We start from the raw sequence: 349 nt of genomic DNA, 5'->3' as shown, positions 1-349 counted from the left end.
TCAACCAACGCATTGCCACCATCCGCCCCGACGGCCACCGGGTCAGTTGGCTGACCTACGGCAGCGGCCACTTGCTGGCAATGAAAGTCGACGACATCGAACTGCTCAGCTACCAGCGCGACGACCTGCATCGCGAAATAGTCCGCCACCAAGGCAACGGCCTGCAACAGCGCCAGAGCTGGACGCCCAACGGCCAGTTACAGGAACAGACCGTAGCCCTTACCGGCTCAAGCACGCGCCTGCTGGTGCGCAACTACCGCTATGACGATGCCGGGCAACTGACCGACCTGCACGACAACCGCCGTGGCGACATCAACTACCGTTACGACCCGCTCGGCCGCCTGCTCGG

At 63.6% G+C, this 349-nt stretch carries 1 protein-coding gene; it reads left to right on the top strand.

Translation table 11 applies throughout. The features are described from left to right. A partial coding sequence (locus GHO41_RS29605) for a hypothetical protein (RefSeq protein WP_153435374.1) occupies window positions 1–349 on the top strand: 349 nt, incomplete at both ends.

Source organism: Pseudomonas sp. FSL R10-0399 (assembly GCF_009600165.1).
Taxonomy (GTDB): domain Bacteria; phylum Pseudomonadota; class Gammaproteobacteria; order Pseudomonadales; family Pseudomonadaceae; genus Aquipseudomonas; species Aquipseudomonas helleri.
The sequence above is the reverse complement of the archived record's forward strand: the minus strand, read 5'-3'. Positions and strand labels throughout refer to the sequence as shown.